This window comes from Williamsia sp. z34, from assembly GCF_059553395.1.
In genome coordinates this window covers 461,141-482,827 of the sequence record NZ_JCANWW010000001.1, presented here as the reverse complement: position 1 = coordinate 482,827, position 21,687 = coordinate 461,141, and the positions used below count along the sequence as shown (strand labels likewise).

Annotated in this window: 21 protein-coding genes; 11 read left to right on the top strand and 10 right to left on the bottom strand. The window is 64.8% G+C overall.

The window, feature by feature from the left end; translation table 11 throughout:
* Positions 1-79 precede the first annotated feature (79 nt).
* Genes AC51GT_RS02320 through AC51GT_RS02310 form a run of 3 tightly spaced genes read left to right on the top strand, consistent with a single transcriptional unit; the run spans position 80 to position 3,394 of the window.
* Positions 80-1,756 (top strand): acyl-CoA synthetase, encoded by a 1,677-nt coding sequence (locus tag AC51GT_RS02320; protein ID WP_496327726.1) that lies wholly within the window; start codon positions 80-82, stop codon positions 1,754-1,756.
* Positions 1,757-1,797: 41 nt separating this feature from the next.
* Positions 1,798-2,214 carry a Zn-ribbon domain-containing OB-fold protein gene (locus tag AC51GT_RS02315; RefSeq protein WP_496327725.1) on the top strand — a complete coding sequence of 139 codons (417 nt, stop codon included), beginning with the start codon at positions 1,798-1,800 and terminating at the stop codon, positions 2,212-2,214.
* Positions 2,215-2,248: 34 nt separating this feature from the next.
* On the top strand, positions 2,249-3,394 hold the full coding sequence (locus tag AC51GT_RS02310) for a thiolase family protein (protein ID WP_496327724.1): 1,146 nt from the start codon (positions 2,249-2,251) through the stop codon (positions 3,392-3,394).
* 100 nt (positions 3,395-3,494) lie between these two features.
* On the opposite strand, the gene AC51GT_RS02305 is transcribed toward AC51GT_RS02310, so the two are convergent.
* Together AC51GT_RS02305 and AC51GT_RS02300 are read right to left on the bottom strand one after the other, a co-directional pair.
* Positions 3,495-4,769, bottom strand: a complete 1,275-nt coding sequence (locus AC51GT_RS02305; protein ID WP_496327723.1) for a cytochrome P450 — start codon at positions 4,767-4,769, stop codon at positions 3,495-3,497.
* Between the two features lie 65 nt (positions 4,770-4,834).
* Complete coding sequence (locus tag AC51GT_RS02300) at positions 4,835-5,644, bottom strand: SDR family oxidoreductase (RefSeq protein ID WP_496327722.1); 810 nt, start codon at positions 5,642-5,644, stop codon at positions 4,835-4,837.
* Positions 5,645-5,807: 163 nt separating this feature from the next.
* Between AC51GT_RS02300 and AC51GT_RS02295 the strand changes: the two genes are divergently transcribed.
* Both AC51GT_RS02295 and AC51GT_RS02290 read left to right on the top strand, forming a co-directional pair.
* Positions 5,808-7,040 carry a cytochrome P450 gene (locus tag AC51GT_RS02295; RefSeq protein WP_496323762.1) on the top strand — a complete coding sequence of 411 codons (1,233 nt, stop codon included), beginning with the start codon at positions 5,808-5,810 and terminating at the stop codon, positions 7,038-7,040.
* On the top strand, positions 7,037-7,228 hold the full coding sequence (locus AC51GT_RS02290; protein WP_496327721.1) for a ferredoxin: 192 nt from the start codon (positions 7,037-7,039) through the stop codon (positions 7,226-7,228). The genes AC51GT_RS02295 and AC51GT_RS02290 overlap by 4 nt, the downstream gene beginning before the upstream one ends.
* A gap of 6 nt (positions 7,229-7,234) precedes the next feature.
* On the opposite strand, the gene AC51GT_RS02285 is transcribed toward AC51GT_RS02290, so the two are convergent.
* Genes AC51GT_RS02285 through AC51GT_RS02270 form a run of 4 tightly spaced genes read right to left on the bottom strand, consistent with a single transcriptional unit; the run spans position 7,235 to position 10,875 of the window.
* Positions 7,235-8,032, bottom strand: a complete 798-nt coding sequence (locus AC51GT_RS02285; protein WP_496327720.1) for an SDR family NAD(P)-dependent oxidoreductase — start codon at positions 8,030-8,032, stop codon at positions 7,235-7,237.
* 28 nt (positions 8,033-8,060) lie between these two features.
* The gene (locus AC51GT_RS02280) at positions 8,061-8,831 is read right to left on the bottom strand and encodes an SDR family oxidoreductase (RefSeq protein WP_496327719.1); all 771 of its coding nucleotides are present in this window, start codon (positions 8,829-8,831) and stop codon (positions 8,061-8,063) included.
* Between the two features lie 55 nt (positions 8,832-8,886).
* Complete coding sequence (locus tag AC51GT_RS02275) at positions 8,887-9,648, bottom strand: crotonase/enoyl-CoA hydratase family protein (protein ID WP_496327718.1); 762 nt, start codon at positions 9,646-9,648, stop codon at positions 8,887-8,889.
* Between the two features lie 51 nt (positions 9,649-9,699).
* Complete coding sequence (locus AC51GT_RS02270) at positions 9,700-10,875, bottom strand: thiolase family protein (RefSeq protein ID WP_496327717.1); 1,176 nt, start codon at positions 10,873-10,875, stop codon at positions 9,700-9,702.
* Positions 10,876-11,046: 171 nt separating this feature from the next.
* On the opposite strand from AC51GT_RS02270, the gene AC51GT_RS02265 reads away from it, so the two are divergent.
* The 5 genes from AC51GT_RS02265 to AC51GT_RS02245 are packed head-to-tail and all read left to right on the top strand — an operon-like array spanning position 11,047 to position 16,564.
* Positions 11,047-11,865: an enoyl-CoA hydratase-related protein gene (locus tag AC51GT_RS02265; RefSeq protein WP_496327998.1), complete on the top strand. Its 819-nt coding sequence runs from the start codon at positions 11,047-11,049 to the stop codon at positions 11,863-11,865.
* Between the two features lie 26 nt (positions 11,866-11,891).
* Positions 11,892-12,695, top strand: a complete 804-nt coding sequence (locus AC51GT_RS02260) for an enoyl-CoA hydratase/isomerase family protein (RefSeq protein ID WP_496327997.1) — start codon at positions 11,892-11,894, stop codon at positions 12,693-12,695.
* Positions 12,692-13,477: an enoyl-CoA hydratase/isomerase family protein gene (locus AC51GT_RS02255; RefSeq protein ID WP_496327716.1), complete on the top strand. Its 786-nt coding sequence runs from the start codon at positions 12,692-12,694 to the stop codon at positions 13,475-13,477. The genes AC51GT_RS02260 and AC51GT_RS02255 overlap by 4 nt, the downstream gene beginning before the upstream one ends.
* Positions 13,477-14,982 carry a class I adenylate-forming enzyme family protein gene (locus AC51GT_RS02250; protein WP_496327715.1) on the top strand — a complete coding sequence of 502 codons (1,506 nt, stop codon included), beginning with the start codon at positions 13,477-13,479 and terminating at the stop codon, positions 14,980-14,982. Before AC51GT_RS02255 ends, AC51GT_RS02250 begins: the two co-directional genes overlap by 1 nt.
* Positions 14,975-16,564 carry a class I adenylate-forming enzyme family protein gene (locus tag AC51GT_RS02245; protein ID WP_496327714.1) on the top strand — a complete coding sequence of 530 codons (1,590 nt, stop codon included), beginning with the start codon at positions 14,975-14,977 and terminating at the stop codon, positions 16,562-16,564. The genes AC51GT_RS02250 and AC51GT_RS02245 overlap by 8 nt, the downstream gene beginning before the upstream one ends.
* A gap of 3 nt (positions 16,565-16,567) precedes the next feature.
* On the opposite strand, the gene AC51GT_RS02240 is transcribed toward AC51GT_RS02245, so the two are convergent.
* The 3 genes from AC51GT_RS02240 to AC51GT_RS02230 form a co-directional block, all read right to left on the bottom strand.
* Positions 16,568-17,650 carry a phosphotransferase family protein gene (locus AC51GT_RS02240; RefSeq protein ID WP_496327713.1) on the bottom strand — a complete coding sequence of 361 codons (1,083 nt, stop codon included), beginning with the start codon at positions 17,648-17,650 and terminating at the stop codon, positions 16,568-16,570.
* An 18-nt stretch (positions 17,651-17,668) separates the two neighbouring features.
* Entirely contained in the window at positions 17,669-18,508 is an 840-nt protein-coding gene (locus AC51GT_RS02235; protein ID WP_496327712.1) for an SDR family NAD(P)-dependent oxidoreductase, read from the bottom strand.
* 165 nt (positions 18,509-18,673) lie between these two features.
* Positions 18,674-19,891 (bottom strand): amidohydrolase family protein, encoded by a 1,218-nt coding sequence (locus AC51GT_RS02230; protein ID WP_496327711.1) that lies wholly within the window; start codon positions 19,889-19,891, stop codon positions 18,674-18,676.
* A gap of 134 nt (positions 19,892-20,025) precedes the next feature.
* Here AC51GT_RS02230 and AC51GT_RS02225 point away from each other — a divergent pair, with 134 nt between their 5' ends.
* The gene (locus tag AC51GT_RS02225; protein WP_496327710.1) at positions 20,026-20,589 is read left to right on the top strand and encodes an FKBP-type peptidyl-prolyl cis-trans isomerase; all 564 of its coding nucleotides are present in this window, start codon (positions 20,026-20,028) and stop codon (positions 20,587-20,589) included.
* Between the two features lie 25 nt (positions 20,590-20,614).
* On the opposite strand, the gene AC51GT_RS02220 is transcribed toward AC51GT_RS02225, so the two are convergent.
* Positions 20,615-21,682 carry a lipocalin-like domain-containing protein gene (locus AC51GT_RS02220; protein WP_496327709.1) on the bottom strand — a complete coding sequence of 356 codons (1,068 nt, stop codon included), beginning with the start codon at positions 21,680-21,682 and terminating at the stop codon, positions 20,615-20,617.
* Positions 21,683-21,687 lie beyond the last annotated feature (5 nt).

Here is a 21,687-nt window from a genome sequence, read left to right as displayed (position 1 = left end):
GCCGCAGGCATTCCGGTATACCTTACAGTAGTGGACATCCGACCGTCTGTGGTCGAGAAACCGCCATCGAGGAGCAATAGTGTCCAACACGGAGACCGGAGCCCAGCCGACAACCACAGAGTTCACCGTCGGAGCGGCTGCCGACGTCGTCGCCGCCGCGATCGGTGACCGCGTCTTCATCTCCCAGGGCGACGATCATTACACCCACGCCCAGGTCGCGGATCGCTCCAAACGCCTTGCCTCCTATCTACATTCGTGTGGGCTCGGTGCGCATACCGAACGTGATTCGCTCGGCGGCCACGAGACCGGACAGGACCTGCTCGGCATCTACGCCTACAACGGCAACGAATACATCGAGGCGCTGCTCGGCGCCTTCCGGTCCCGGGTCGCGCCGTTCAATGTGAACTACCGGTACGTCAGCGACGAGCTTCGATACCTGCTTTCCGACGCCGGCGCGAGCGCGCTGATCTATCACGCCGCATTTGCACCACAACTCGCCGCGGTGCTGCCCGATCTCCCACACCTGCGGGTGCTCATCCAGATCGCCGACAGCTCCGGGAACAGCCTGCTGCCCGGCGCGGTGGACTACGAGACCGTCATCGCCGACAGCTCCCCCGAATCACCGCCCGTCGAGCCATCGCCCGATGACCTCTACGTTCTCTACACCGGCGGGACCACCGGTATGCCCAAGGGTGTGCTGTGGCGTCAGCACGACATCTTCGTGGCCGCTTTCGGTGGACGCAATCTCGCCACCGGGGAGCTGGCGCATTCCTATGACGACATCGCCGCCCGCGTGGTCGACAACCCCGGGATCAAGATCGTGGTGTTGCCACCGCTGATGCACGGCGCCGCCCAGTGGGCCGCCATGCAGGCATTGAGTACGGGCCAGTCCCTGGTGTTCCCCACCGTCGTCGACCATCTCGACCCCCATGACATCGTGGCCGCGATCGAACGAGAGAAGGCCGGGGTGGTGATGCTGGTCGGCGACGCCGTGGCGCGGCCCCTGCTCACCGCGCTGGAAGAGACCTCCGCAGACCTGAGCTCCCTGTTCGCCGTGGCGAACGGGGGCGCGATCCTGACCCCGACCATCAAACAACGGCTGATCGACGCCCTCCCCAATGCCATCGTGATCGACGGTGTCGGCTCGTCGGAGACGGGCGCACAGATGACCCACTTGTCCACCGCCGACGCGGTTTCCACGGGCACTTTCAATCCCGGGCCGGACACCTATGTCCTCTCGGAGGATCTCGAGGCGGTCCTCGAGCCCGGACACGACGGCATCGGCTGGCTGGCTCAGCGCGGCCACGTACCGCTGGGCTACAAGGGTGATGAGGCCAAATCCGCCAGATCGTTTCCCACCGTCGCGGGCATCCGCTACTCACTGCCCGGCGACCGCGCGCGACTGCTCTCCGATGGCAACGTTGCCCTGCTCGGCCGAGATTCGGTGACCATCAACTCCGGCGGCGAGAAGGTCTTCGTCGAAGAGGTCGAGATGGCCATCGCCTCCCATCCCGCCGTGAGCGATGTGGTCGTGGCCGGTCGCCCCAGTGAGCGCTGGGGTGAGGAGGTTGTTGCGGTGGTGTCGCTGATCGACGGTGCCACCGCACATTCGGACGAGATCGTCGAGCATGCCGGCAAATCCCTGGCCCGGTACAAGCTGCCCAAGGCCGTCCTGTTCCGGTCCGAGATCCAGCGAAGTCCGGTGGGCAAGGCCGACTATCGGTGGGCCCGGCAACAGGCGGCCACCGGCGACTGACCGTATCCCTTCTTCCGCAAACCCCACGAACGGAGTGCTTGATGCAGAAGGCCTTGGCACCGGAGACATCCACCTGGCCGAGCACCGATCCCCAGCTCATCGGAAGTCGTTGTGGCGACTGCGAGGCCACCGTATTTCCCGAACACAGACTCTGCCCACGCTGCAGCAGCGATCAGGTCTCGACGGCGCTTCTGCCGCGGCGCGGAACCCTGGTCGCGTGGACCACCCAGGGGTTTCTGCCGGGACCTCCCTACGCCGGACGCGAGACCATCAAGACCTTCACACCGTTCGCGGTCGGCCTGGTCCAGCTCGGTGATGTCGTGCGGGTCGAGGGCCGGCTGACCGAAGGTGACATCGACAAACTGCATTTCGGGATGAACGTCGAACTGACGATGATCCCGTTCACGGCCGATGACGACGGCAACGAGATCGTGACGTTCGCCTTCCAGTCCATCTGACACCGCGCTCACCGACCACCAGAAAGGTTTGAAGATGACAGAGGTCGCGATCATCGGGGTCGGACTGCACCCGTTCGGCCGGTTCGAGGGCAAGTCCGCCATGGAGATGGGCGTCGACGCCGTCCGCTATGCGCTCAAAGACGCCGGCCTGGAATGGAAAGACATCCAGTTCGGTGTCGGCGGCAGCTGGACCGTCGCCAATCCCGACAACATTGTCGGGATGCTGGGTCTCACCGGCATACCTTTCACCAACGTGTTCAACGCCTGCGCCACCGGCGCGAGCGCAACCCAGTTGTGCGCCGACACCATCCGGGTCGGCCGCCATGACATCGGGATCGCGATCGGCCTGGACAAGCATCCGCGCGGTGCGTTCACCGAAGACCCGACATTGGTGGGTATGCCGAGGTGGTACGCCGAGAACGGGCAGTACCTGACCACCCAGTTCTTCGGCATGAAGGCCAATCGCTATCTCCACGATCACAACATCTCGCAGCAGACGCTGGCGAGAGTCGCCGCCAAGAACTACCGCAACGGTGCCCTGAATCCAAATGCCTTCCGCCGCAAGCCGATCTCCGAAGAAGAGATCCTGGGTTCCCCGATGCTCAACTATCCGTTGACGCACTACATGTTCTGCGCACCCGACGAAGGTGCCGCCGCGGTGATCATGTGCAACGCCGACATCGCCCATCGCTTCGAGACCAAGCCGGTCTTCGTCAGGGCCGTCGAACTGCGGACCCGCAGCTACGGTGCCTACGAGGTCAACACCACCTATGGGCCCGTGGACGAGGATGTGGCGCCGACCGTCTACGCATCACGAGCGGCGTTCGAAGCGGCCGGTGTCTCCCCCGAAGACGTCGACGTGATCCAGCTGCAGGACACCGATGCCGGAGCCGAGCTCATCCACATGGCCGAGGCGGGCTTCTGCGCCCACGGAGACCAGGAGAAGTTGCTCGCCGAGGGGCTGACCGAGATCAGCGGTTCGATGCCGGTCAACACCGACGGCGGGCTCATCGCCAACGGTGAGCCGATCGGGGCATCGGGCATCCGCCAGATCCACGAGCTGGTCCGCCAACTCCGCGGCGAGGCCGGCGACCGCCAGGTCGGCGGAAATCCGACGGTGGGTTTCGCCCAGCTCTACGGGGCCCCCGGCACCGCAGGCGCCACCATTCTGACCACCTAGCCTCCCACCCTCTCCCCCGCAGACGAGCCGGAAATACGAAGACGAGCCACAAATTTGTGGCTCGTCTTCGTATTTCCGGCTCGTCTGGGGTGGGGCGGCGCTAGGCGAGGCTGACCGACATCCGTTTGACGCCGTGGACGAAGGTGCTCTGGAGGTACTCCGGGTCCCCGAGCGTGACCTCGGGAACCCGGGTCAGCAGCTCGTAGAAGAGGTGCCGGAGTTCCATTTTCGCGAGTTGGGCTCCCAGGCAGTAGTGTGCTCCTCCACCGCCGAAGCCGACGTGGGGATTGGGGTCGCGGGTGATGTCGAACTCGTGTGGACGGTCGAAGACTGATTCGTCGCGGTTACCCGAGCAGTAGAACAGGCCCAACTTTTCACCGGCCGCGATCTGTGTGCCGCCCAGCTCGGTGTCGACCAGGGCGTGCCGCGCAAACGAGACGACCGGTGTCGACCAGCGGACGAACTCGTCGACGGCAGTGTTGATCCGACCGTCGAAATCTTCTAGCAGCCAGGCCTTTTGGTCCGGGTTTTCGGTCAGCGCCTTGAACACGTGGGTTGTTGTCTGTTTGGTGGTGTCGTTGCCCGCCGAACCGAGCAGCACCATGAACGAACCGATGTCGGTGTCCGAGACCCGGTGACCGTCGACCTCGGCGTTGATGATGTTGGTCATCAGGTCCTCACGAGGATCGATGCGTCGGCGCGCAGCGAGTTCGACGCCGGCATTTTGGAGGATCCCGAGTTGACCCATCACATGCATCGCCCGTTCCTCGAGGGACGCGTACTCGTCATCGCTTCCGCCGAACAGGCTTTCGGCGGCGTACGCGACGGCTTCCTGACTCTCCGGCTCGATACCGATCATGTCGGAGATCGTCTTCATCGGAAGCTTCGTCGAGCACGACGAGACGAAGTCGAACTCGTCGCCGGAACGCAGCTGCGTCAGGAACTCGTCCACCACCACCCGGGCATTGGTCCGGATCTGATCCTCGATCCGCTTGACCTGTCGCGGCGTGAAGGCCGAACTGATCAGCTTTCGGTGCCGCGTGTGATCCGGTGGATCCATTGCCAGGAAATAGGTTGTCATGCGCTGGATCTCGGCCGGCATCGGATCCAGCGACACCCCCAGACTGGAACCGAAGACGGCGTTGTTCTGGCTGACCTCTCGGATGTCCGAGTGCCGGGTCAGCGCCCAGTAACCGGTCTCCTCGTGTGGAAAGACCGCTGACACGGGGGCATGCCAGCTCAGTCCCTCCTCGGCGCGGAGCTGCGCAAACGCGTCGTCACGCGTACGGAAGTTCCCGGCTTTCCAGAAGTTCTCGGCCGAGATGTCGAGCGAATGATATGGATGTGGCGAAACCGGCGCACTGTCGATCGTCATCGAAACCCCTGGATTGTGTTGGTTGGCTGAAACTTTGAAGAGTCCCGGCAGGCGCTGACGGCCGGCTACAGCACGATCGGCGGCCCGGCCATCATCGATGAGACGAACCCGCCGTCGACGTGGATGTCCTGTCCCACGATCCAGCCGGCTGCGGGCGAGCCGACGAAGTCGATGACCGGGACTATGTCGCCGACGTCGGCATGCCTGCCCACGGTGGCCTTCACCGTATCGAGCACGTCCTTGCCCATCGACGCCTCGAAGTCGGTCAGGATCGGGGTCTCGGTCGGCCCCGGACTGACGATGTTGATCCGCACCCCGTATTTCGACAGCGCCGGGCCCGCAATCCGTTTCGCGAACAGGATCGCGGCCTGTTTGGAGGTGCTGTACACCGGATAGTCCGGATCCTGGGTGGCCTGCCAGGCCACGACCGCCGCGGGCTCGGTCGCATCGAGTAGTCCGGCGAGGTCGGCGGCGCGCTGCTCCCAACCCAGCGCCGCCACCGATGCCACCACCACCACCGCGCCGCCGGTGTTCAGCAGTGGCAGCATCCCGGTGGTCATCAAACGCATCCCGAGATAGTTGACCAGCAACACGTCGTCGGCGGGAGCCGTCCCGGGTACGCCGGCCACGTGCGCCAGCAGATCCCAACCGGAACCGATGTCGTCGAGTAACGCGGCGATCGCCGCCGGATCACGCAGATCGACCTGAAGATGTTCTGACGCCGGCGTCGCGTTTGGCTTGAGGTCCACGGCGAGAACGTGATCCCCTCGTGAGTGGAAGTGGGCGGCGGTGGCCGCGCCGATCCCCGATCCGGCTCCCACAACCACCACCCTGCGCTGTTCTCCACCGCTCATGTCGCCCACAACACCCGTCATCGTACGATTGACTGTAAGGGCAACAGTAAACTCATTGGTCGAGCCGGGCAATACACGCAGGCTTCTTGGCTCGCACGCGAAACAGATATAGTATGGCTTACGGTATAAGGCAACAGTGGGCGGTCGCGGCGAGCATGTGGTGCGGCACAGCGGTGGAGGAAGTATGACCAAGTTCGAAGCCGGGCGAACCACGTTCGGGGCGAAACTCGAATTCGATCCGTTCTCGCAGGAGTTCTTCGACGGTGCATATGAGACGTACCGGCGGATGCGTGAAGAAGCACCGGTCTACTACAGCGAAGAATACGACTTCTACGCGCTCAGCAGGCATGCCGATGTGGCACACGGCCTCACCGATTTCGCCACCTACTCATCAGCACGCGGGGTGGACCTCGCGCAGGTCCGCGTCGGCGGCGCCGAGAAGTTCAAGTCGATCATCGTGATGGATCCCCCGGATCACCGCCATATGCGCGGACTGCTCAGCAAGGTGTTCACGCCCCGGGCGATCAACGCACTGGCACCGATGGTCACCGAACAGGTCGATCGCTTCCTCGGCGAGGTCGATCCCAATGAATTCGATCTCGTTCAGGACTTCTCGGTGTATTTCCCGGTGGAGGTCATCACCCGGATGCTCGGTGTGCCTGCCGATCGCCGGCAACAGATCCGGCTGTGGGTCGACGAGATGCTCCATCGCAATCCCGGCCAGGTCGAGATGTCGGAGGCCGGCCTGCAGTGCGCCATCGACACGGCGATGCTCTACTACGGGCTCGCCCAGGAGCGCCGCGCCGAACCCCGCGACGACATGCTCACCAAGCTCGTCAACGCCGAGATCGAGCGGGAAGACGGCAGCGTGACCGGCCTCGACAACATCGAAATCGCCAGCTTCACAACATTGTTGGGCGGTGCCGGTGCCGAGACCGTCGCCAAGCTCATCGGCAACGTGGGCGTACTCTTCGCCCAGCATCCAGAGCAGTGGGAGATGCTGCGGCAAGATCGCAGCAAGATCCCGGCGGCGATCGAAGAGCTGCTGCGCTATGAGGCCCCAGCACAGTACAACGTGCGGTACTCCCTCAAAGAGGTGGAACTGCACGGTGTGACCATCCCGGCGGGCAAGCCGGTGTTCCTGCTCGGCGGCTCGGCGAATCGCGATCCCGAGGCCTTCACCGACCCCGACACCTTCGACATCGACCGCGACCGCAGCGAGGCGCAAAACCTCGCCTTCGGCTACGGCATCCACAGCTGCCTCGGTGCCGCGCTCGCCCGGATGGAGAGCACCATCGCGATCGATCGCCTGCTCGATTTCATGCCGAAGTTCACGGTCGACGCCGATCGCTGCAAGCGGGTGACCATGCAGAACGTGGCCGGATGGAGCAACGTACCCGTCCGGGTGATCCGATGAGGGTGCAGGTCGACTTCGGGCTCTGCGAGAGCAACGGCTTCTGCATGGCCGTGCTCCCGGAGGTGTTCGAACTCGGTGACGACGACATGCTCACCGTCCTCGACCCCGAGGTCACGCCCGAGAAACTGGCGCTGGTCAAAGAAGCTGTGCGTCAATGCCCCCGTCAGGCCATCACGATCGTCGATTGACGCCGGTCAGGTGAAATCGGTGCCACCGTCGACGTTCACGTTTGCCCCGGTCATGTAGGAATTCGCGCGCGAGGCCAAAAAGGTTGCAACCCGGGCGATCTCCTCGGGAAGTCCGGCCCGGGGCAGATGCGCCGGATGCCCGAAGTGTGTGTCGATCGCCGCCATCAGCTGATAGGGGTCGTCGCTGTCGACGCCCACCGATTTCGCCCACGCGATCAGTGAATCCGACGCCACGCTGCCGGGCGAGATCACGTTGACCATGATCTCGTCCGGTGCCAGGTACAGCGACAGGTTCTTGGAGATGCTGGTCACCATCGCTTTGGCCGCCGTGTAGGCCGGCAGCCGTACACTCTGCCGCTGGGTCGAACCGGCCGAGAAGTTCACCACCCGCGCCCAGTCGGCTTGTCGCAGAAGCGGGAGCGCCGCCCGGACGGTGTGGACCATCCCCATCACCCCGTCATCGAAACCGGCTTGCCACTGCTCGTCAGTCAGTGTCTCGAAGTCGCCCTGGACGTTCGGGCCCGCAGCGTTGACCAGCACGTTGAGTCGGCCATCCCACCGCTGCCCCAGCTCGACGAAGACCTCGATCACTCTCGCCTGATCGCGGACATCTGCGACCACGCCGACCGCATCCGGGCTACCTGATGCGATGAGCTCGGCGACGGCGCGCTCGAGGTCGGAAGGCGTCCGGGCCAGGACGGCCACCCGCGCACCCTCTTCGGCAAGGCAGCGGGCGACGGCCAGACCCATGCCCCGGCTACCGCCCGCCACCACTGCGGTGGCACCGCCCAATCCCAGCTCCATGATTCTCGATCCCGGTGCTGTGGCGTGCCTACTTCGGCCCGAATCGCTGGGCGCCGTCGATGCGGACGACCTCGCCGTTGATGTAGGTGTTCTCCAACAGATAGTGCGCCAGCCCAGCGAACTCGTCGGGTTGGCCCAGCCGCTTCGGGAAGGGCACCGACGCGGCGAACTTCGCCAGCCCTTCTTCACCTAGCAATTCCATCAGCGGGGTCCGCATGGTCCCGGGGGCGATGCTGTTCACCCGAATACCCACGGCGCTGAGGTCTCGGGCGGCGGTCAGCGTCAACGAGATCACGCCGCCTTTTGCTGCGGCATAGGCGGATTGTCCGATCTGGCCCTCATACCCGGCGATCGAACTGGTCATCACGATCGCGCCACGGGCACCGTCGGCCTTGGGCTCCCGGGTGGCGATGTTGGCCGCCGCCAGCCGCAGCACGTTGTAGGTGCCGGTCAGGTACAGCGCGATCGTATCGGTGAAACCCTTTTTGGTGTGCGGGGTGCCGTCGCGGTTGACCACCTTTTCCAGGACCCCGAAGCCGCCGTGCGCGATGACCACGGACCGGAAGTCACCCAGCTCTTCGGCTTTGGCGATGGCGGCGAGCACCGCGTCGTCGTCGAGCACATCGGTGCGGACGTAGGCGACCTTGTTGCCCAGTTCCTCTGCCAAAGCCAGCGCCTTGTCGTCGGCCAGATCGGCGATGACAACGGCGGCACCCTCGCTGTGGAGTTTGCGGACGGTGGCCGCGCCGAGGCCTCCCGCGCCTCCGGTGACAAGTACTGACTGACCTTCAAATGACACGGTTGTCTCCTAGAAGTGAGCTGTTGCATCGTCCTTGCTGACGCAGGTGGGATGACTATTCGCCGGTCCAGTTGGGCTTGCGCTTCTCCGCGAAGGCGACCGCGCCTTCCTGTGCGTCTTTGGACCCGAAGACCGGAATGATCAGCTCCATCTGCTTGTCCCACAACTCTTGTTCGCTCCAACCACGAGACCTCACGATGATCTCTTTGGTGGTGGCGACCGCGAGCGGTCCGTTGGCGGTGATCTTCTCGGCGAGTTCCAGTGCTTTGTCCAGTGCCTCACCCGGTTCGGCGACGACGTTCACGAACCCGTAGCCGGCGGCCTCCTCGGCGGTGAAGCTGTCGCCGGTCAGCGCCAGTTCCAGGGCTTTCTGGTAGGGGATGCGATCAGGCAGCCGCAGTAGTCCGCCGCCCGCCGCCACCAGACCCCGCTTGACCTCCGGGATACCGAACTTTGCCGTCTTCGATGCCACCACCAGGTCTGTGGCCAACACGAGTTCGGTTCCACCCGCCAGTGCGTAACCCTCCACGGCCGCGATGATCGGCTTGGCAGGTGGCTTCTCGGTGAAACCCATCCCCCGACCCTTGATCGACACCATTTCCCCGGCGGCAAAAGCCTTCAGATCCATACCCGCGCAGAAGTTTCCACCCGCTCCGGTCAGCACCGCAACAGACAGTTCCGGACTGCTGTCGAGCTCGTCGACCGCATCGGCCAGCCCCTGACTGACAGCCAGGTTCACCGCATTTCGTGCGTCCGGACGGTTGATGGTGATGACCAGCGCACGCCCACGGCGCTCGACAAGGACCTCGTCTGACATGCCTTACTCCCCCTCGTTGAATATGTGTATTTCAGAGCGCGATAGAAGAACTCAGACCTCGATGACAACGGCGCCGCCCTGTCCACCGCCGGCGCACATGGCCGCGACGCCGATACCGCCGCCCCGACGCCGGAGTTCGTAGAGCAGCGTGGTCACCATTCGTGCGCCGGACGCGGCGATGGGATGGCCCAGGCTCGCGCCGCTTCCGGAGAAGTTGACCCGTTCCTCATCGAGCCCGTACTCGCGCACCGCGGCGATCGGCACCGAGCAGAACGCCTCGTTGATCTCCCACAGGTCGACGTCCCCGGCCGACAAACCCGCGCGATCGAGCACCTTCCCGATCACCGCGACCGCACCCAGGCCGGTATCGCGCGGTGCGACCGCTGAAGCAGCCCAGGCCTTTACGGAGCCGAGGACGTCCAGACGCTCTGCGCGCGCATGGTCCTCGTCCACGACGACCACGGCGGCCGCGGCGTCGTTGACACCGCTGCTGTTGCCCGCGGTGATCGAGAAGCCCTCGATCTCGGGATGGAGGACGGGCAGCGCCGCCAACCGCTCCAGACTGCTGTTTCGCCGGGGATGTTCATCGACGCTGAAGTCGACAACGGTGCCGTCCGGGAGTTCGATCTTCAGCGGGTAGATCTCGTCGACAAACTTTCCGGCGTCGATCGCGGCGATCGCACGCTGATGCGAGCGCAGTGCCCAGGCATCCATTTCCGCGCGGCTGATGCCAACCGACTTCGCGGTGTTCCAGCCGACCGTGATCGACATGTCGAGAGTCGGTGCGTCCGGCGTTTCCGGGTGACTCGGGGGCATCCAGCCCTCCTTGAACGCCGGCTCCGGACCGGGGATCCGCCACTTCATCGCCGGACCCGTCGACAGCGACTGCACGCCACCGGCGACCACCACGCGCTCCATCCCGAAGCCGACCTGCGCCGATGCATTGCCGATGGCGGTGAGACTGCCTGCGCAGTGCCGGTTCACCGCTTGCCCGGGCACGGATTCCATGCCGGCGGCGACCGCGGCGTATCGCGCCAGGTCACCACCGCCGTAGTGGGACTCGGCAAAGATCACGTCGTCGACCGCTGCGGGGTCGATACCCGCGCGGCGAACCACCTCGGGCAGGACGGCGGTGGCGAGTGTCTCGGCAGGTGTGTTGACGAGGGAACCTTTGAACGATCGGCCGATCGCTGTCCTGGCTGCACCAACGATGACGGGTCTGGGCATTTTCCAACCTCGGGCTCTCGGGCCGCGTCCCCGCACACGGGCGCAGCGTGATGTTCACAAGCGGCGAGACCAAATCGTAGCATCTACCGTAGGTGTAACAGTATGCTTATTCGGAACCCCGGACCGACGGCTTCTGTCGGGGCGGCACAGCAGAGAGATGCGGACTACACCATGGGCGACGTGAACCCGCCGGATCCGGCCGCCGGCGAACTGGCGGTCTCTGCAGAAGGCGGCGTCCTGCGCATCGTGATCGACCGTCCCTCCCGGCGAAATGCCATGACGCACGCCATGATCGGCACATTTGTCGATACGTTGACCGATGCCGCGACCGATGACTCACTGCGTGTTGTCCACATCCGTGGTGCCGGCGGCGATTTCTGTGCCGGATCGGACTGGGTGGCGACGAACAGGACCGAACAGCGTCCCCGCGCAGGCAATCTCATCCGCCGGATACCGCATACCGCGCACCGGGTGATCGAATTGGTCACCACCATGCACCTTCCCGTGGTCTGCAGCGTTCGGGGCTGGGCGACCGGCCTGGGCTGCAGCCTGGCACTGGCCGCCGACTTCACCGTGGCCGACGAACACGCCGTCTTCTGGGAACCGTTCATGGCCAGGGGCTTCACGCCCGACTCCGGTGCCACCTGGCTGCTACCGCGGCTGATCGGCATCGCCCGGGCCAAGGAAATGCTCCTCCTCGGGGAAAAGGTGTCCGGAGCCCAGGCGCAGGAGTGGGGCATGATCCATCGGGCCGTCGGCGCCACCGAGATCGACAAGATCTCCGCCGATCTGGTCGACCGCCTCGCCGGCGGACCCACCATCGCGATCGGCCTGGCCAAGGCGTCGATCAATGTCGGCCAGGGCGCATCACTCACCGAAACGATGAACCACGAACTCTCGGCCCTGGAACTGGCTTGCAGAACAAGCGATTTCAAAGAAGGACTGTCGGCATTCGCAGAGCGACGGACCCCGAAGTTCGATGGTCGATGACCATGTCCCCCACCGAAGGGAGTCCGATGTCGTTCGACTGCATCAAATACGAGGTCGACGGTCACACGGCCACTGTGACCCTGAACCGCCCGGAAGCGCTCAACGCGCTCAGTCCCCACATGATCACCGAGTTGCGCGCGGCCTACGACGAGGCCGAGAACGACGACAACGTGTGGCTGATCATCGTCACGGCGACCGGCCGGGCATTCTGCACCGGAGCCGACGTCAAGGAGATCCCCGGAGACGGCAAGGTCATCAATGAACGTCCCTACCTGTCGACCTACGAACAGTGGGAAGCACCGCAGGAGGGCACTCCACCGTTTCGCACCATGGCCAAGCCGATAGTGGTCGCGGTCAACGGATTATGTTGTGGCGCCGGGCTCGACTGGGTCACCACCGGCGACATCGTGATCGCCTCCGATCAGGCGACCTTCTTCGACCCACACGTCAGTATCGGCCTCGTCGCCGGCCGTGAAACGGTCCGCCTGGCCCGGGTGCTGCCCAGATCGGTCGCCCTGAGGATGGCTCTGATGGGCAAACACGAGCGGATGAGTGCGCAGCGGGCCTACGAACTCGGGATGATCAGTGAGGTCGTCGACCACGACCGGCTCCTCGAACGGGCTCATGAGATCGCCGCAGTGGTGAACTCGAATGCGCCGCTGGCGGTTCGGGGTACCCGACTGGCGATCATCAAGGGTCTCGATCTGCCACTCCACGAGGCCGAGATGCTGGCCGAATCGTTCCGCGAACGGGTCACCAGAACCGCGGATGCACTGGAGGGGCCACGCGCCTTCACCGAAAAGCGCGCGCCTGACTGGCAGTGCCGATGAGCAGGTCATTCGACACCCTTCTGTTCGAGGTCGACCCGACCGACCGGGTTGCCACCATCACCCTCGACCGGCCCGACCAACTCAACACGTTCAACCGGACGATGTGCCATGAGATGGCCGAGATCTGGCAGCGGATCAAAGCCGACGACCGGGTCAACGCGGTGGTCCTGAGATCGGCCGGGACCCGCGCGTTCAGTGCCGGCCTCGACGTGAAATCGGGGTACGACCAACCCGACATCGTCTGGAATCACGAAGACCCCGGTGAGTTGCTCAGCCCGAAATGGCAGAAGGTGTGGAAGCCGGTGGTCTGTGCGGTCCAGGGCATGTGCACCGCCGGGGCCCTGTACTTCGTGAACGAGGCCGACGTCGTCATCTGCTCCTCCGATGCCACTTTCTTCGACTCGCACGTCTCGGTCGGACTGGTGTCGGCTCTCGAACCCATCGGCCTGATGCGGCGGGTCGGCCTGGCCGACACCCTGCGGATGGCGCTGATGGGCAACGACGAACGGGTCAGCGCGCAGACGGCCCTGGACATCCGGTTGGTCACCGAAGTGGTCCCGGCAGAGGAACTCTGGAGCCGAGCCCACACAATCGCCACATCCATCGCGGCCAAACCACCCACCGCGACCCAGGGCACGGTGAAAGCCGTCTGGGAATCGCTCGACAAACCGTATCGAGCGGCCATGGACCAGGGCCTGATCTACACCCGGCTGGGCAATCCGATCGGTAAAGAAGAACTCGCCGCCAGACCATTGACCAAGCAGACACCGAGGATTCGCTGATGACCGAACCGACCGGCGTCGTGGCGCGGCACCCATTGGGCCGGCGGATCACCGATGTCCTTGCCCTGGCGCCCGATGCCCGTGCGATCGAACACGACGGCACGTGGTCGACGTGGGGTGACCTCAACACACTCGCCGAACGGGTCGGCGCCCTGGTCCATCGCTCGGGCGCCGCCGGCCGGGTCGGGATCCTCCTTCGCAATCAACCGGCACACGTGGCCACGCTCCTGGGCGTATTGATGGCCGGGGGCAGTGTGGTCGTCATCAATCCATCCCGCGGGGACGACCGCACGCGGGCCGAGACCACTGCCTTGGACCTGCCGCTGATCATCGGGACTGCCGATGACATCACCACACTGGTTGCACTGACGCCGGATTCGACCGTCGCGACCATCTCCGACCTCACCAGCCCACCGGTGTTGCGCGAGGCCGGTCGGATCAGCACCTCAGCGCCCGGGGACGCCGGCGATGTTGCCGTGCACATGCTGACCAGCGGCACCACCGGTCCGCCGAAGCGGGTGGACATCACCTATGACATGTTGGCGCGCAGTGTGATGGGTGCCGACCCGACCTGGTCGTCGTCGCCCACCGAGCTGCGCAACGGGGTGGCCATCGTCAATGCCCCGCTGGTGCACATCGGCGGTATCTACCGCGTACTCCAATGTGTCAGCGAGGGCCGGTCCTTCGTTCTGCTGCCCCGCTTTGATCTCGACCGCTGGTCCGAAGCCGTTCGCACCCACCGGCCGCGCGCGGTCTCCCTCGTCCCCACCGCCTTGCGGATGGTCCTGCATTCCGACCTGACCCGCGACGACCTGTGCAGCATTCGGGCGGTCACCTCGGGTACCGCGCCGCTGTCGGTCGAGGACGCTGAGGCATTCACCGACAGATTCGGTATCCCGGTCCTGACCTCCTACGCAGCAACCGAATTCGGTGGCGGAGTGGCCGGCTGGACACTGCCCGACCACCAGCGGTACTGGGAGAGCAAACGAGGCAGCGTGGGGCGAGCGTCCGGGGGCGCACAACTGCGGGTGGTCGATGGCAACGGGATCCCACTCGGCCCCGACGAATCCGGGGTACTCGAGGTCAAACCGGGGCAGATGGGCGCCTGCGCACCCTGGCTTCGTACCACCGACCTCGGTCGCATCGACGCGGACGGTTTTGTGTGGATCCTGGGCCGGGCCGATCAGGCGATCATCCGCGGCGGATTCAAGGTGATGCCCGACGATGTGAGGCCGGCGCTCGAGCGTCATCCCGCGATCGCCGGCGCCGCCGTGGTCGGACGCGAAGACCCGCGCCTGGGCCAGACCCCGGTGGCCATGGTCGAACTGCGTCCGGGTGAATCTGTCGACGCCGAGGCACTGTCTGGGTATCTCCAGAAAATCCTGGCCCGCTACGAGATTCCCACCGAGATCGCCGTCGTCGACGAGATACCCCGAACCCCCTCCGGCAAGGCCGATCTCGGGGCCGTCCGCCGCCACTTCGACGTCGGCGGTGCACATGCCTGACCGCCATGGCACCGCACCGACCATCGAGCAGGTGGTGAAATCCGGCGCCGCCCACCACCCCGACAAACCGGCGGTCATCGATCCCGAGGTCCGGATCACCTACCGCGAACTCGACGCAACGACCCGGGAGTTGGCCGCCGGCTTCATCGAGGCCGGGGTGGGAAAGGGTTCTCGCGTCGGGCTGATCATGCCCAACAGTGCCCGCTGGGTGCAGATCGCGCTCTCGCTCACCCGGGTCGGAGCAGTGCTGGTCCCGTTGAGCACCCTGCTGTCATCGCGAGAACTGCTGGCGCAGTGCGATATCGCATCGGTCGAGTACCTGATCAGCGTGCGCGAGTTCCGCGGACATCGGTATATCGACGATCTACAGGCGTCACTGGACTCCGGCGATCTCACCGATCAGGTGCTCTACCACCCCGCACTCCCCTCGCTTCGTCGGGTCTGGTCCGACGACGGACCACCCCGGGCAACGGCGGTGTCGGCGATGCGGCAGATGGTCGACGCGGTTTCCGGTTCCGTGCATCCCGACGATCCGCTGATGATCATCTTCACCTCCGGGAGCAGCGGAATCCCCAAGGGCGTTCTGCATTCCCACGGCGGCGCGCTCGGTGCGGTGGCGTCCGGACTCGCCGCTCGCTGCATCACCGCCGACACCCGCCTGTACGTTCCGATGCCGTTCTTCTGGGTCGGCGGAGTCGGGAGCGGTGTCCTGACGACACTGCTAGCCGGTGCAACGCTGGTGACCGAGCAGATCCCCCGGCCCCGGGCCACGCTGCGCCTGCTCGAACGTGAACGGGTCACCCTGTTCCGTGGGTGGCCCGATCAGGCCGAGGCACTCGCGCGTCATCAGCAGACCGTCGGGGCCGACCTGTCCTCGCTCGTCGTCGGCAGTCTGGATGCCCTGCTACCGGCCGGCCAACGGGCGGCGCCCGGCGCCCGCGCCCGTCTGTTCGGCATGACGGAGACCTTCGGTCCCTACTGCGGATACCCGGCGGACACCGACCTGCCCCGATTGGCGTGGGGCAGCTGCGGAAAACCGTTCGCCGGCATGGAGGTTCGGATCATGTCCGAGGCCGGCCCGGTACCAACCGGATCGCCCGGAGAAATCCAGGTCCGCGGTCCACATGTCCTGCGCGGGATCTGCCGGCGTGGCCGCGACGACATCTTCACTCCCGACGGCTTCTACCCCACCGGCGACCTCGGCCACCTCGATGACGACGGATTCCTGTTCTACCACGGCCGATCCGACGACATGTTCAAGGTCAGTGGCGCCTCGGTCTATCCCGGCGAGGTCGAGAAGGCCCTCCGCGGAATCGAGGGCGTCCAGGCGGCGTACGTGACCGATGTGCCGGTCGACGGTACACAGCAGGTCGGCGCCGCGGTCGTGTGCGACACCGCCACCACCTCGGTCGAACAATTGCGGGCCGCTGCGGCCGCCGCACTGAGTTCGTTCAAGGTACCCAGCGTCTGGCTCCTGGTCGATTCCGACGACGACATCCCCCGGGGGGGCACCGGCAAGGTCCCGGCGCCGCAGCTCCGTGAACTGCTGGCCACCGCCGCCGGGTCACCGAACCCCGGATAGGGTTCAGGCCGTCGCCGCGACGAGTTCCAGACTGCCCAGGTCGCGGATCGCCTGGCACCCACGCTGCAGCATCACCTCGAACAGCCGTTCTCCGCGGTCGGTGCCGGTCGCGAACGCGCACCCCAGTGAGGTGATCAGCAAGGTCTGCAACATGCCGAACCGGTAATCACGCCAACAGGTTTCGAATGAGTACTCGGCAATACCGAAGTCGAGCAGAGCCCGGTGATAGGTCTCGACGACTTTCTCTTCGATCACCGCTCGCAGGTCTGACTCCACGCTGGTTCCGACAAAATATGCCAGATCGCGGGCCGGTAAGCCCACACCGAGTGTCTGCCAGTCGACCACGGTCAGTTTGCCGCCCGAACCGAACAGCATGTTGTCCAGCCGGAAGTCGCCGTGCATGAGAGCAAAACGCTCCGGCGAATCGCTCAGCCACGGCGTGACCAGGTCCATTGCGACGGTGAGGGTCTCGCGGTCGCCCGATGACAAGCGGTCGCCGAGTTTGTCGATGGTCATCGCGGCACTCAGTTTTGCCACGTCACTCAGCCCCGAGATCGCCGATGCCTCCTTCGTTGCAAAGGCCAGTCCGGCGAAGTCGTGCCAGGCCGGATCACACCAGGTCGGTCCATGGAGTCCGGCGAGCGCCCGCGCGACCGACAAGGCCTGTTCCTGCCCACAACCACCGATTTGATCACCTTGTACGGCGTCCGCCTCATCACCGAGCAGGAGGGCGAAGTTCTTTCCGCCGTCGGCGATGTCGTTGTGGTAGCACTGCGGGATCGGAATCCTGACCAGTTCTGCCACCGTCTCGTAGAACGCACATTCGCTGACGTACCCCAGCACCAGACCGTCGCGCACGCCGTCGTCCTGAGCCGGAAGTTTCAGCACGAAGCTGTCAGGCAGGTCGCTGCGGCCGGAGCCGTACGTCGCGTTGATGCGGTACGTCGCGGCGGTCTGTCCGGTGCCGATCGGACTGACCGTCACCTCGTCCACCGTCACCGGCGCACGTCCGGCACTCAATACTCCCGACAGCCAGGTGTTGGTGACGTCGGAAGGGAACCGCGGGATCGACAGCGTCGCGCTCATGGGCGTTTCCTTCGGTGGTCACTTCTGCAGGCTGTTGTTGCCGTGCGCGGAGCGGGACTGCGCCACAAAACGAATGGACATCTTCTGCATCAGCCCCGGAGCGAGTCGCGCGAACCTCCAGGCCATCCGTGAGCGTGCCGGTGTCACCAGCAGGGCGCGGTTCCGTTCGATGGCGCGCAATGTATCGCGGGCGAGTCGATCCGGATCGTGAAAGTTCTTGGTTCCCTGTCCCTGCCGGAAGAAGTCGCGTCCGTCGAAGTCGCCGACCGCGCCCTTCTCGATGATCGGCGTCTCCACCGCACCGGGACAGATCGCCAGAACTCCGATGCCATGTGCGGCCGCCTCGGTGCGCAGGGCGAGTGAGAGTCCGACCACTGCGTGCTTGGTCATCACGTAGCTGGTGATCTGACCGGTCGCCGCCAGCCCCGCCATCGAGGCGGTGTTGATGATGTGGCCGCTGCGCTGGTGGATCATCACCGGGTACGCAGCCGAAACACCATGCACGACACCGCGGATGTTGATGTCGATGATGGCATTCCACTGGTCCAGAGTCAGTAGCTCGGTGTCACCGCCGAAGAGGATCCCGGCATTGTTGAACATCAGATCCAGGCGGCCGCAGCGCTCGACGACGTCGTCGACAACCGCCCGGACAGCGTCGGCATCCGTAACGTCCAACCGTTCGGCACGCGCCGTTCCGTCGCCCACCGCCGATGTCGCCACCGCGCGGGCCGCATCCGGATCGATGTCGGTACAGGTCACGTCAGCACCGGCGGCAACGAGAGCGCGGGTCAGAGCGGCACCGATTCCGGACCCACCGCCGGTGACAATCGCAACTTTGCCGGCAAATGTTCCGCTCATGGGCGCAACCATACGGTAAGCCCAACTGCGATACGTGCGATTTCGGCACGGTCAACGGTGATTTCGGCACGCTCGGCGGAACCCTTCCGTCGACCGTGCCGAAATCACCGTCGAGCGTGCCGAAAATGCAAGAGTTTCAGGAGATTTCGGCAACCGCCGGCCGGGTCAGTGGTCGATGCCCATCAGATCGAGCACGTTGGTTCGCATGATCTGGTCGACCTCGACCTCACTGAAGCCCTCGAGTTCGTGGATGAACTCGAGGGGCGTCTCCAGCCCCTCGCCATGGGGCCAGTCCGAGCCGAACATCACCCGGTCGGCCCCCATCACCTCGACGAGTTTCGGAACGTCGTCCTCGTAGTACGGCGAGACCCACAGGTGCCTGCGCAGGGTGTCCCCGGGATCCTCGGTGAACAGCCACGGCGCCTGGTTGGCGAGCTTGCGCAAGCGCTTGAGCAGCACATGCACCCAGTCCGAACCATTCTCGATGCTCGCCACCCGCAGCGTCGGATGCCGGGTGAACACACCACCGACGACGAGGCTCGCGATCGTGTCGTGGATCGCCCGATCCGAGACCACCAGCGAGGCCAGTGGATCGTTGTAGCGAAACGGTGCAAACTTCGGTGGTCCACCCCAGGCCGCACCCAGGAACTCGGTGTACCCACTGTCGCTGAGATGGAACGCGACCGGGATGTCGGCTTCGGCGAGTTTGGCCCAGACCTTGTCATATCGCGGATCACCGAACGCCTTGGACGTTCCGTGACCGGCCGGTATCGGCGCCGGACGCACCGAGACGATGCGGACATCGCGCTCGATCAGGCGATCGATCTCTTCGAGCGCCCCATCGGGGTCGGCGAACGACAGCATCGGCGTCGCGAAGATCCGGCCCTGATACGCATATCCCCAGTCCTCGTCCAGCCAGCGATTGAAGGCGGTGATGCTCGCCATCGTCGCCGGTATGTCGTGCTTGAGCGCTTCCTCGACACCGCATGCCAGAGTGGGCAGAAGAATCACACCCGACATCTGTTGCTTCTCGATCATCTCCAGCCGCAGGTCCCGGTCCTGATACGCAGGATTGAGCGGTTCGACCTTCGACAGACTCCGAGGATCCACCCCCTCCGGGATCTCACCACGGAACAACGCGTCCAGGCAGCCCGGAACGATCACCGGATCAAACGTGGGGTTGGGCACGAACTCGAACAGCTTTCCACCGGCGAGCAGTTCGGTGTGGGTGCCCCGCGTGATGATCTCGATGCCCCGCCTCTTGTACTTCGGGTCGAGATGACGGGTGAAGGCGTCGATCTTCTCGTAATAGTGGTTGTCACAGTCAACCGGGCGATCGTAGGAAATCTCGCTGCCTTGCCGAGCCTCAGAAACCCTCGTCACCGTGCACCTCCACTGAAGGGTTCGATTCACAAAGCGATACCGTCAGCCTTGCGGTTGCCTTAACAGTAACCAGGTGCGAGTTGGCTTGTCCACCGTCCGACCGAAGCGTCAGGCGGGGCTGTTAAGTTCACCCCATGTTCTCCAAGCGCCTCGCCATGGCCCTCGTGGCCTCGTCATCACTACTGCTGCTGACCGCCTGCGGTTCCGACGACGACAGCTCGTCCGACAACACCACGTCCTGCCCCACCGCACCGGCGGCCGGCAACGTCGCGTCGGAGTGGACCTTCGACGGCACCACCGGTTCGGTGGAGGTCACCGGGTCGACAGACGACGCTGCCCCCGAAGTGACTGTTACCGAGCCATTCTCGGTGGACGCAACCACTGTGCAGACCCTGACCGAGGGCAACGGCGCCATTGTCGCCGAGACCGCCGAGGTGTCGGTTTGCTACATGGGCGTCAACGGCCGCGACGGCACCGTCTTCGACAGCAGCTATGAGCGCGGCGCACCGGTCGAGTTCCCGCTGACCGGTGTCGTCAAGGGCTTCCAGAAGGCCATCGCCGGGCAGAAGGTCGGCTCCACCGTCGCCGTGGCGATGACCCCCGACGACGGCTACGGCGCCACCGGGAACCCGCGCGCCGGCATCGAGGGCGACGACACCCTGATCTTCGCCATCAAGATCCTCGACGTCACCGGCTGACCCCAAACCCCTAACGCGGGTGTGGTCAGCGCAGGGCGACTAGTTCGTGGAGGGTCGTCCCGGTGCGATGGTGGGTCTGGTCTCCGTCGATGATCGTCAGGTCGAACCTCGATTGGAATCGGAAATACCCCGGATGCCCGATCAGCCGATATGCGAGCGGGCGCAGCAGTTTGCTGCCGACCACCGGGATGTCGTCCAGGAAGTCGTGGGCGTGTAGTACGCGCTGGACATCGAGGCGAAGTTCCAGACTGCCGGGCACCACCAGCGAAATCCAGGTGGGATAGCTGCGATTGGCCACCTCGTCGAACGCAGCCGGCCCGGTGGTGAACTCGACCTCCCCTGTGCTCAGGACGATGGAATCGTTGTGCGCGAGCATCAGTGGCTGGATCGCGTGCGATCCGAACTTCTCCTGGGTCTTCACCGATGCGTACAGCAGGGAGTAGTCGTCGACGTAGAGCCGGCCCCAGTGCCAGCAGTCGATGACCCGTTTCATGTCGCCGATGCCCCAGTTGTGGTCGGCGTAGCCGCGCCCGGTCGCGTCGATGGTCGTAGCACCCAGCTTCACGGTTCCGGTGACGCTTGCCCGGGGTGCGCCGACCATCCAGCCGAAGGAATGCTTTGCACCGAAATGTGTTTCACCACGTCCCGGCATCCATGGCTGCAACTCATTGGTGAAGGTGAGGTCGAACGTCACGTCCTCTTCCTGGATGAAGACGTGGTAGCTCGGTAACCCACCATCTTCTGGGAAGCTCACGCGCGCAGTGTTCTTGCCGATCCGCACATCGCACTTCTCTTCGGAGAAGAACGACTCCCCGCGTGGGTATTTCTTGGCGATCTCCTGCCGGGTGCCGTCCGGGGCGTAGATGATGATCTCGACCCACGGCCGGCATTTGGGCGGGTCCTCGGGCCGCCGCTTGTTCAGGAACGCGACCACGGTGTGACCGTCGTCCAATTGGGCGTCGAAATACCAGTGCTCGAATGCCTCGCCACCTGAACTGAGGTGTACTGCATTGTTTTTCGGTGATGCGTCGGTGATCACCCCGTCCTTGCGGCCGGGGCCGTTCCAGGCTTCGACGATGTCCACGGTTGCCATGATCT

Bases quoted from the DNA above. Each gene is read 5' to 3' on its own strand.
- AC51GT_RS02265 (WP_496327998.1), top strand. From the start codon at position 11,047: ATGGGCGACGTGAACCCGCCGGATCCGGCCGCCGGCGAACTGGCGGTC.
- AC51GT_RS02305 (WP_496327723.1), bottom strand. From the start codon at position 4,769: ATGACGATCGACAGTGCGCCGGTTTCGCCACATCCATATCATTCGCTC.
- AC51GT_RS02260 (WP_496327997.1), top strand. From the start codon at position 11,892: ATGTCGTTCGACTGCATCAAATACGAGGTCGACGGTCACACGGCCACT.
- AC51GT_RS02270 (WP_496327717.1), bottom strand. From the start codon at position 10,875: ATGCCCAGACCCGTCATCGTTGGTGCAGCCAGGACAGCGATCGGCCGA.
- AC51GT_RS02225 (WP_496327710.1), top strand. From the start codon at position 20,026: ATGTTCTCCAAGCGCCTCGCCATGGCCCTCGTGGCCTCGTCATCACTA.
- AC51GT_RS02235 (WP_496327712.1), bottom strand. From the start codon at position 18,508: ATGAGCGGAACATTTGCCGGCAAAGTTGCGATTGTCACCGGCGGTGGG.
- AC51GT_RS02300 (WP_496327722.1), bottom strand. From the start codon at position 5,644: ATGACGGGTGTTGTGGGCGACATGAGCGGTGGAGAACAGCGCAGGGTG.
- AC51GT_RS02250 (WP_496327715.1), top strand. From the start codon at position 13,477: ATGACCGAACCGACCGGCGTCGTGGCGCGGCACCCATTGGGCCGGCGG.
- AC51GT_RS02295 (WP_496323762.1), top strand. From the start codon at position 5,808: ATGACCAAGTTCGAAGCCGGGCGAACCACGTTCGGGGCGAAACTCGAA.
- AC51GT_RS02285 (WP_496327720.1), bottom strand. From the start codon at position 8,032: ATGGAGCTGGGATTGGGCGGTGCCACCGCAGTGGTGGCGGGCGGTAGC.
- AC51GT_RS02275 (WP_496327718.1), bottom strand. From the start codon at position 9,648: ATGTCAGACGAGGTCCTTGTCGAGCGCCGTGGGCGTGCGCTGGTCATC.
- AC51GT_RS02290 (WP_496327721.1), top strand. From the start codon at position 7,037: ATGAGGGTGCAGGTCGACTTCGGGCTCTGCGAGAGCAACGGCTTCTGC.
- AC51GT_RS02220 (WP_496327709.1), bottom strand. From the start codon at position 21,682: ATGGCAACCGTGGACATCGTCGAAGCCTGGAACGGCCCCGGCCGCAAG.
- AC51GT_RS02245 (WP_496327714.1), top strand. From the start codon at position 14,975: ATGCCTGACCGCCATGGCACCGCACCGACCATCGAGCAGGTGGTGAAA.
- AC51GT_RS02310 (WP_496327724.1), top strand. From the start codon at position 2,249: ATGACAGAGGTCGCGATCATCGGGGTCGGACTGCACCCGTTCGGCCGG.
- AC51GT_RS02240 (WP_496327713.1), bottom strand. From the start codon at position 17,650: ATGAGCGCGACGCTGTCGATCCCGCGGTTCCCTTCCGACGTCACCAAC.
- AC51GT_RS02315 (WP_496327725.1), top strand. From the start codon at position 1,798: ATGCAGAAGGCCTTGGCACCGGAGACATCCACCTGGCCGAGCACCGAT.
- AC51GT_RS02255 (WP_496327716.1), top strand. From the start codon at position 12,692: ATGAGCAGGTCATTCGACACCCTTCTGTTCGAGGTCGACCCGACCGAC.